At 44.6% G+C, this 8,362-nt stretch carries 6 protein-coding genes; 3 read left to right on the top strand and 3 right to left on the bottom strand.

The window, feature by feature from the left end; genetic code table 11:
* Window positions 1-217: hypothetical protein (locus tag M3630_RS30375; protein WP_251254658.1), on the top strand; the 217-nt coding region annotated here is incomplete at its 5' end.
* A 200-nt stretch (window positions 218-417) separates the two neighbouring features.
* Here the strand turns inward: M3630_RS30375 and M3630_RS30370 are convergent.
* Both M3630_RS30370 and gyrA read right to left on the bottom strand, forming a co-directional pair.
* Window positions 418-1,509: an HD-GYP domain-containing protein gene (locus tag M3630_RS30370; protein WP_173612568.1), complete on the bottom strand. Its 1,092-nt coding sequence runs from the start codon at window positions 1,507-1,509 to the stop codon at window positions 418-420.
* Window positions 1,510-1,674: 165 nt separating this feature from the next.
* On the bottom strand, window positions 1,675-4,200 hold the full coding sequence (gene gyrA, locus M3630_RS30365; protein ID WP_251254657.1) for a DNA gyrase subunit A: 2,526 nt from the start codon (window positions 4,198-4,200) through the stop codon (window positions 1,675-1,677).
* A 562-nt stretch (window positions 4,201-4,762) separates the two neighbouring features.
* Between gyrA and M3630_RS30360 the strand changes: the two genes are divergently transcribed.
* Together M3630_RS30360 and M3630_RS30355 are read left to right on the top strand one after the other, a co-directional pair.
* Window positions 4,763-5,452, top strand: coding sequence for a response regulator transcription factor (locus M3630_RS30360; protein WP_251254656.1), 690 nt, complete (start codon window positions 4,763-4,765; stop codon window positions 5,450-5,452).
* The gene (locus M3630_RS30355) at window positions 5,449-6,813 is read left to right on the top strand and encodes a sensor histidine kinase (RefSeq protein WP_251254655.1); all 1,365 of its coding nucleotides are present in this window, start codon (window positions 5,449-5,451) and stop codon (window positions 6,811-6,813) included. The genes M3630_RS30360 and M3630_RS30355 overlap by 4 nt, the downstream gene beginning before the upstream one ends.
* A 61-nt stretch (window positions 6,814-6,874) precedes the next feature.
* On the opposite strand, the gene M3630_RS30350 is transcribed toward M3630_RS30355, so the two are convergent.
* Window positions 6,875-8,149, bottom strand: a complete 1,275-nt coding sequence (locus tag M3630_RS30350) for an MFS transporter (RefSeq protein ID WP_251254654.1) — start codon at window positions 8,147-8,149, stop codon at window positions 6,875-6,877.
* Window positions 8,150-8,362 lie beyond the last annotated feature (213 nt).

The following is an 8,362-nucleotide window of genomic DNA, read 5'->3' as shown; positions in this document are numbered from 1 at the left end:
CGCCAGCGTTCGTCCTGAGCCAGGATCAAACTCTCCAATAAAGTTTGTTACTGGTTCAAAGCTGGCAAATCATTTAATGATAGACTCATTAACGCTTTCGCTGTTCAGTTTTCAAAGAGCATTTTTTCGTCCGTCTCTCTCGAGGCGACTTTTCTATCTTATCATACCGCCTAGGATTTTGCAAGATGTTTTTTTAAAAAAATCTTGTTCCGCTTGATGGCGACAATTCAATACTTTATCAAACAATGCTCAAGAAGTAAATAGCCTAATTGACTTTTCTTCTTGAAGTGTTGCTCCAATCGAAGCGACAAGGAGTATCTTATCACGTATTTTTAAACAACACAAGAGGTTTTTATAATAAAATTAAATTACTTTAAAACACATTAAAAAAAGAGGCGAATCACTCGCCTCTCTTCTTTATTGTTCCATTACTCTCACAATAGATAAATGTCGCGCTTCGACTAAGTTTACGATTTTCCCACCTGTTTCAACCATTGGTCTCGTTGGATGATTACGATCTGTAAATACGATTTTCCCAATCGTTCCATCACTTAATTCAACTAATGTTCCTACAGCGAATTGAGTGATCCCCTCCACAAATGTCCGAACAATGGTAGGATCAAGTTTCCCGAAGCTATCCTGTACTAATTGCTCCACGACTTGATAGGGAGACAACGCCTTTTGGTGCACACGGTCCGAGCTCATTGCATGATACACATCGGCCACAGCGACAATTTTACTGTATAAATGTAGTTTAGATCCAGGCAAACCTAGCGGATAGCCTGAACCATCTTCCCGCTCATGATGTTGCAAAGCCGCTAATGCTACACCTTCACTTAAACCGTGGGATGCCTTAATAATTTGGTAACCATAAACGGTATGCTTTTTCATCTCCTCGAATTCGTCTGGCGTAAGCTTCCCTGGTTTTTGCAATATCCGCCGATCAATTTTCGTTTTTCCTATATCGAGCAATGTACCCGCCAATGCGACCTGCATCCATTCTTTTTCTGGTACCTTGACCCATTTTGCAATCATATAAGAAATCATCCCAACCGCTACGGCATGCTCATAAGCATAGCTATCCATCTTTGCAAAGCGCCGAAGGGAGAGGAGAACTTGCGGTTGCTGCTGAAACTCCGTAATGATCGGCGTAACAACTTCTCTGACTTCCATAACGGGTATGTTATTGCCGCCTTGTACGCGGGTCATCAAATTTTTTAGTGTAGACACTGCTCTATCAAATGACTCCTGAAACACAGGTTTAGCTTGAGTAAACTTATCAGAAGCTTCTGGCGCCTCTACCTTAGTTGTAGGAGATTCCCCTTGGTCAGTCGAAGCCCCTCCTGAATCTTCTACTTGTACCTGCTTGATCATGAACGCTTCTAGGAATTGCACTTCTCTTTCATAGAGAGGAGTTCCTTTTGCAAAAAGAATGCCTCCCAATGCTGTAAATACGTCTTCAGCCAATTTCGCTCCAAGAGTCAGTTGTTTCACTTCCACATTGGGCAACCTGCTCACCACCCGATCCAACTTGTTAATGATATAGTATCCATTTCCCAATTTTACTTCAAACCCAAACCATTTGCAGGAAAAAAGCACTGGCCAGGACAAACTTTCTGCACTTACACGAAAAAACGCCCCACATTATGCGGGACGCTTTCGTCGCGATTTTCTTTATTCCTCTGTCGGTTCGGTAGGCTCGGTTGCTTCGACAGTCTCTCCGTCTTGCAGATCTTCGATTCCCTCTTCCACATCTTCATCTGACATGTCCTCTTCCTCAGTCGGAGGACATTTGGCGACTGATCCCACTTGCTCATTTTCAGACAAACGGATCAGTTTCACACCTTGCGTGTAACGCCCCATCACAGAAATACCTTTCATTTCTGTACGAATGATGATGCCGGAAGTGGTAATAATCATCAGATCTTCTTCAGGTTCAACGACTTTCAGCCCGACGACCGGACCGCTTCGATCCGTTACATTGTGAGTCTTAATTCCTTTACCGCCACGAGATTGAATGCGGTATTCATCGACAGGAGTCCGTTTTCCGTAACCATTCGCCGTTACAATGAGCACTTCTGCATTTGGTTTGATAACGTCCATATCGATGACATCATCATCGTCGTCAAGGGTAATCCCCTTCACACCAGTGGCGTTACGTCCCATCGTGCGTACGTCTCCCTCATTGAAACGGACGGACATGCCTTTGTGAGTACCCATAATGATTTCTTGTTGGCCATCCGTCAGACGAACACCAATCAACTCATCATCGTCGCGCAGGTTAACCGCAATTAGTCCGCCTTTGCGAATATTTTCATAGGACTCAAGCGTGGTTTTCTTAATAATCCCCTTTTTAGTCGCAAAGAACAGGTAATGTTCTTGATCAAACTCCTTCACAGGGATTACCGCACTCACCCGTTCCCCTTTTTCAATCTGAATGAGATTGATGATTGGGGTACCTTTCGCTGTCCGGCTCAGGTCAGGAATCTCGAATCCTTTTAGGCGATACACCTTCCCTTTGCTCGTGAAGAACATGATGTAATCATGCGAGTTGGTAATGTACAGATGCTCGACAAAATCGTCATCCTTGGTTCCCAACCCCTGCACGCCACGTCCACCACGTTTTTGCGAACGATAGGTGGAAACAGGCAGACGCTTGATATATCCGTCATGCGTCAGGGTGATGACCACATCTTCCTCTGGGATCAAATCTGCATCTTCGATATGATTCTCATCGAATGTAATTTCCGTGCGTCTTGCATCGCCAAACTTCTCTTTGATCTCACCCAGCTCTTCCCGGATGATCGCGTAGATTTTGCCTTCGTCCGCAAGAATAGCACGCAGTTCTGCGATTTTTACCATGAGCTCTTGGTATTCGTTCTCGATTTTTTCTCGTTCCAAACCAGTCAGGCGTTGCAGACGCATATCAAGAATGGCCTGTGCCTGCTCGTAGGACAAGGAGTAATTTTCCATGAGTCCTGTGCGAGCTTCTTCCGTGGTTTGAGAAGAACGAATCAAGCTGATAATCTCGTCAATATGATCCAATGCAATGCGCAAGCCTTCCAAGATATGAGCACGGGCTTCTGCTTGCTTGAGATCGTATTCGGTCCTTCTGCGGATAATGACACGTTGGTGCTCCAAATAGTAATAGAGCATGTCACGCAGATTCAATACACGCGGACGACTGTCAACGAGTGCCAGCATATTCACACCAAATGTAGACTGCATTTGGGTATGCTTAAACAGATTGTTCAATACAACCTTTGGAATGACGTCACGGCGCAATTCCATGACGATACGCATTCCTTTGCGGTCAGACTCGTCACGAAGGTCGGTAATGCCTTCGATTTTTTTCTCACGCACTAGCTCCGCGATTTTTTCCACGAGTCTAGCCTTGTTCACCTGATAAGGGATCTCTGTTACGATGATGCGCGGTTTGCCTTTCCCATCCTCTTCAATCTGGGTTTTGGCGCGCATAATAATGGAACCACGGCCTGTTTCATAAGCACGGCGAATACCACTGTAACCGAGAATCTCCCCTGCTGTAGGGAAGTCAGGTCCCTTGATAATCTTCATCAAATCTTGAATCGTAATATCCGGATTGTCGATCATGGCAATGACACCATCAATAACTTCCGTCAAGTTATGCGGCGGAATATTGGTAGCCATACCTACAGCAATCCCTGATGCACCATTCAAAAGCAGGTTCGGGAAACGAGAAGGCAATACAACCGGCTCTTCTTTGCGTCCGTCGTAGTTAGGAGTGAAATCGACCGTTTCTTTATCAATATCGCGCAAAAGCTCCAGCGCGAGCTTGGAAAAACGCGACTCCGTATAACGCATCGCCGCTGCCGGGTCGCCGTCTACAGAACCGAAGTTCCCTTGCCCTTCAACCAGCATGTAGCGCATGTTAAAATCTTGGGCCATACGTACCATCGCTTCATAGATGGAAGAGTCACCATGCGGATGGTAGTTCGCCATTACTTCCCCGACAACGTTTGCCGATTTACGGAACGGCTTGTCAGGAGTAAGGCCCATATCGTGCATGGCATACAAAATACGCCTGTGTACAGGCTTCAAACCATCGCGAACGTCAGGCAAAGCCCGACTGACGATAACGCTCATCGCATAGCTAATGAACGATTCTCTCATTTCGTGGCTAATATCGACTTTTGGAAACCGAGCAGTTTCTTCTGCCATAAAGGGTAAACCTCCAACTGGTTATCACAATACTTCATTATACCATATAGAAAGAGGACACGTCCAAAAAAACCAGTTGAATCAATCGATTTCCCTAATATTTCCCTCCGAATTTGGTCGTACACTCACACATTTCATATTACCCCTAAATATTCCAGCTTTGTTTCACACTGGGTCATCACACAAAACAAAAAAAGGCCCCTTTATTCTGGCGCCTAGAAGTTCATGTTTTTTTACATGTATTTATCATCATCTTTACAGCTTCACGACCATTTCCAATTCAGAGGAGCGAATCATTGTCTTTGTATCGATTAACAACCCGAACGTAATCGCGATCATCTGTACTAGTTTTCTCATGGTGTATCCCTCCGTTTATTGAATGTACTTTGATTTTACAGGGAATAGACATGTAGTCCTATCGATTTGGGTTTCAACTTCCTTACACTATTGTAAGAATCGTAGCCAAGTATGGGAAAAGTATGGGAAATGCCTACAACAACTACTTAAGTCCGTTTGAAGATGTACAATATAGTGAGAATCTACAGGTTCGCGGAGGAAACCTATGAAGACCTTTCACATTGCTATCGTAGACGATGACCTCAATATTCGTCAGATCGTCGAAGCCTATCTGCAAAAGGAAGGCTATGTTACAACTGCCGTTGAATCAGCCGAAGAGGCTATTACATTAGAGCAAGAGAATCCCCCCGATCTATGGGTATTGGACATTATGTTGCCAGGGATGAATGGCTATGAGTTTTGCCGACGTATTCGAGCTGGCTCAGAAACGCCTATTATCATGGTTTCTGCTCGCGACGAAGAAGTAGACAAAATTCTTGGACTAGAGCTAGGAAGCGACGATTATCTCACCAAACCTTTTAGCCCTCGTGAATTAGTGGCACGCGTGAATCGGGCACTCCAGCGTTGGAAACAGATGAAATCCCATACGGAAGAAACCGCTAACAGCACTCTGGTATTAGATAAGGAAAAACGTCTCGTATATTCTTTTGGGGAGGAAGTTGAGGTGACCTCGAAAGAGTTTCAGGTGCTCAGCCTTTTATCGGAGCATCCGAATCGGGCTTTTTCCCGTGATGAACTGCTCTCTCTTATATGGGGTTATGATTATTTTGGAAGTGATCGAGTGGTTGATGATCTCATTCGTCGTATCCGAAAAAAGCTGGACAAGCTCCCTCTCGAAACGGTTTGGGGCTTTGGGTATCGCCTGCGAACTTCGGAAGGATTGAAGGATGAATGAGTATCCAATTTCGCATTACGTTGATGTTCGCCCTTCTTCTCTGTCTTGTCATGGGGGTATCCGCTGTTCTGATTAATTCGTTTTTACTGGATAATTTAATTGAGCAGCAAAAGAATGAATTAAACCTAAAAGGTCGATTCTGGATTGAAAAAATGAACGAATCGAATGTAAAGATTGAAACAGAGGGAGTCGCAGAACTCGAAAAGCTTCTCGTCTCCAATCGCAAGGTAGAAGTTTTAGTCTTGGGCAAAAAGAAAAAAGTGCTCTACACATCCCTGCCTTCTTCCAATTTGAATGAGTGGATGGATGCTCTTGAGCGTAAAGCGGAGAAAAGGCAAAATCGAAACATATGGATGGTCGGAAGCGATGATTACGTGGTCGTTAACTTGCCTTTTAAAAACGACGAAAAGCAAAGACTGATTCTAGCCTCTCCTGTACGTGGACTAAAAGACATTCGTATGGAGATGACGAATAACATATTGCTCATCGTCTTGATTGGAGCTGTATCTACCATTTTGCTCAGCTTTTTTATTACACGTAGTATGGTGAAGCCACTTTATAAATTGACGAGAGAAATAAAAAAGGTTCAAGCACGGCGTTTTTCCGAGGTCCAACTCATTCCTGCACGCGGTGAAATTGCTGAGGTCTCGAATAGTGTTTACTCCATGGCACAGGAACTCGATCGTTTTCATGAAATCCAGCGGCAATTTTTACAGAATGCTTCCCACGAGCTAAAAACCCCTCTCATGTCTATTCAAGGATATGCTGAGGGAATTCGCGATGGTGTTTTTGTTGGTGCTGCTGCTGAAAAAGGTTTTGATGTCATCGTAGAGGAAACCAATCGATTAAAGCATATTGTGAATGAAATTATATTGTTGGCCAAACTTGAGGGCGAAGAGAATTTGTTCGATCCCTCATGGCATTCCGCTACTGACCTGGTGACTCGGGCCATTGAGCGCTTACACCCTTTGCAGCTCCAGCACAATGTAACGATTTCAGTACTTCCGACTAAAACCAATGACGTCGTGTACGTCGATGAAGGAAAGTTTCTTCAAGCCTTGTTGAATATCATTGGAAATGCTTTACGCCATGCCAAGGATCAGATCACGATCGAAATCAAATCAGGCAAACGTCAACTCCAAATAGAAGTACAAGATGATGGAGAGGGCATCGCGGAAGAACTTCTCCCTCATTTATTTCATCGTTTTGTGAAAGGAAAAAATGGTGATGTCGGACTGGGGCTAGCTATTTCTCGAGCAATTATCGAACGTTCGCACGGCTGTCTCCAAGCAGAAAATGGTCCACTCCACGGCGCCGTTTTCCGTATCATCCTCCCCTTGTATCCGCAGCCTGAAAACTAACGAACACCCGAGTGATCTAGTGTCTACTCGGGTGTTTTTCTTTCCATCTATATTTTTACCGCTACATGTTCCCGGAAATTTTCGCCGCGAGCGCGTTCCTTCCAATCCGCATAACCATGACAGAAGCTATCAAGCAAAATATTCCAGCAATGATAAACATGATGAAGTAACTATTCAACATGGAATAAATGACTCCTCCACCGTAGGCAGCCACAGCAGCACCTAATTGATGAGCGGCCAATATCCACCCAAACAAAATTCCTGATTGTTGTTTTCCAAAAATATCGGTTGTCAACTTAAGTGTTGGAGGAACCGTGGCTACCCAATCTAAGCCATAGAAGACAATGAATAAGCCCAAAGTAAACGTAGAAGAGGATAGCGCTGCAGGAAGCAGCATTAACGAAAATCCCCGTAAACCGTAATACCAAAACAAGAGCCAACGATTGTTAAAACGGTCCGATAGCCAACCAGACAATGTTGTTCCAATAATATCAAAGATACCTATGAGGGCGAGTAAACTTGCAGCCGTTACCGCTGGAATGCCGTACTGCATACAAGCAGCTATAAAATGAGTACCGATTAAACCATTTGTAGAGAGACCGCAAATAAAAAAGCTGCCAGCCAACAACCAGAAATCAAAGGGACGAGACCCTTTTACTAAACCATCAATAGCTGCACGAAAAGGGTTTTGCTTGCTATCCTCTATTTCTTGATCAACTTCCGTCGCACCAAATGCCTGAAGTCCCTTATCACTTGGTCGGTCACGCATCAAGATAGCCACAATCGGAACCAAAATCAGAGCTGCTATTGCAATCACCCACGATGCCGTACGCCAGCCATCTGACTCAGCCAAGCTTGCAAGTAGAGGGAGAAATACCAGCTGTCCTGTTGCACCACTCGCTGTTAATATCCCCATAACCAATCCTCGTTGCTTCACAAACCAGCGATTTGCAATCATCGCTCCCAATACGGAAGCCGTGCATCCTGATCCGAGCCCAACAACCACTCCCCAAAGTATCGTCAATTGCCAGGAGGCCTGCATCCAAGTCGTGAGGGAGGAACCCAATGCTAACAAGATAAGAGCAATGATCGTAATACGCCTTATGCCGAATCGATCCATGACTGCTGCTGCAAATGGACCCACTAATCCATATAGCAATAGGTTAATCGACAGCGCTATGGAGATAGAAGAGCGACTCCAACCAAATTCTTGTTCAACAGGAACCATAAAAACACCAGGAGCTGAGCGAATTCCAGCGCCAACCAAGAGGATAAAAAAGGTGACACCTGCAATGATCCAGGCATAGTGGAGCCGACTCGAAGAAGCTTGTTCCATAATGGCATGACTCCTTTTTCGAAATGATAGACGTCAGAAATTTCAGTTTTCAAGAAGTACAAAAAAACCATCCAAGCTGGATGGCTTCTTTTATTCCCTGAAAACTGGATCTGCATGATCAGTTGCTAAGTGTGTGGATAAGTCCTCGACCGATTAGTATTCGTCAGCTCCACGCGTTACCGCGCTTCCACACCGAACCTATCAACCTCATCG

It is taken from the genome of Brevibacillus sp. MER 51, from assembly GCF_023714195.1.
Lineage (GTDB): Bacteria > Bacillota > Bacilli > Brevibacillales > Brevibacillaceae > Brevibacillus.
The sequence above is the reverse complement of the archived record's forward strand: the minus strand, read 5'-3'. Positions and strand labels throughout refer to the sequence as shown.

Excerpts from the sequence above, each read along its gene's own strand:
- M3630_RS30350 (WP_251254654.1), bottom strand. The coding sequence starts at position 8,149 with ATGGAACAAGCTTCTTCGAGTCGGCTCCACTATGCCTGGATCATTGCA.
- gyrA (WP_251254657.1), bottom strand. The coding sequence starts at position 4,200 with ATGGCAGAAGAAACTGCTCGGTTTCCAAAAGTCGATATTAGCCACGAA.
- M3630_RS30360 (WP_251254656.1), top strand. The coding sequence starts at position 4,763 with ATGAAGACCTTTCACATTGCTATCGTAGACGATGACCTCAATATTCGT.
- M3630_RS30355 (WP_251254655.1), top strand. The coding sequence starts at position 5,449 with ATGAGTATCCAATTTCGCATTACGTTGATGTTCGCCCTTCTTCTCTGT.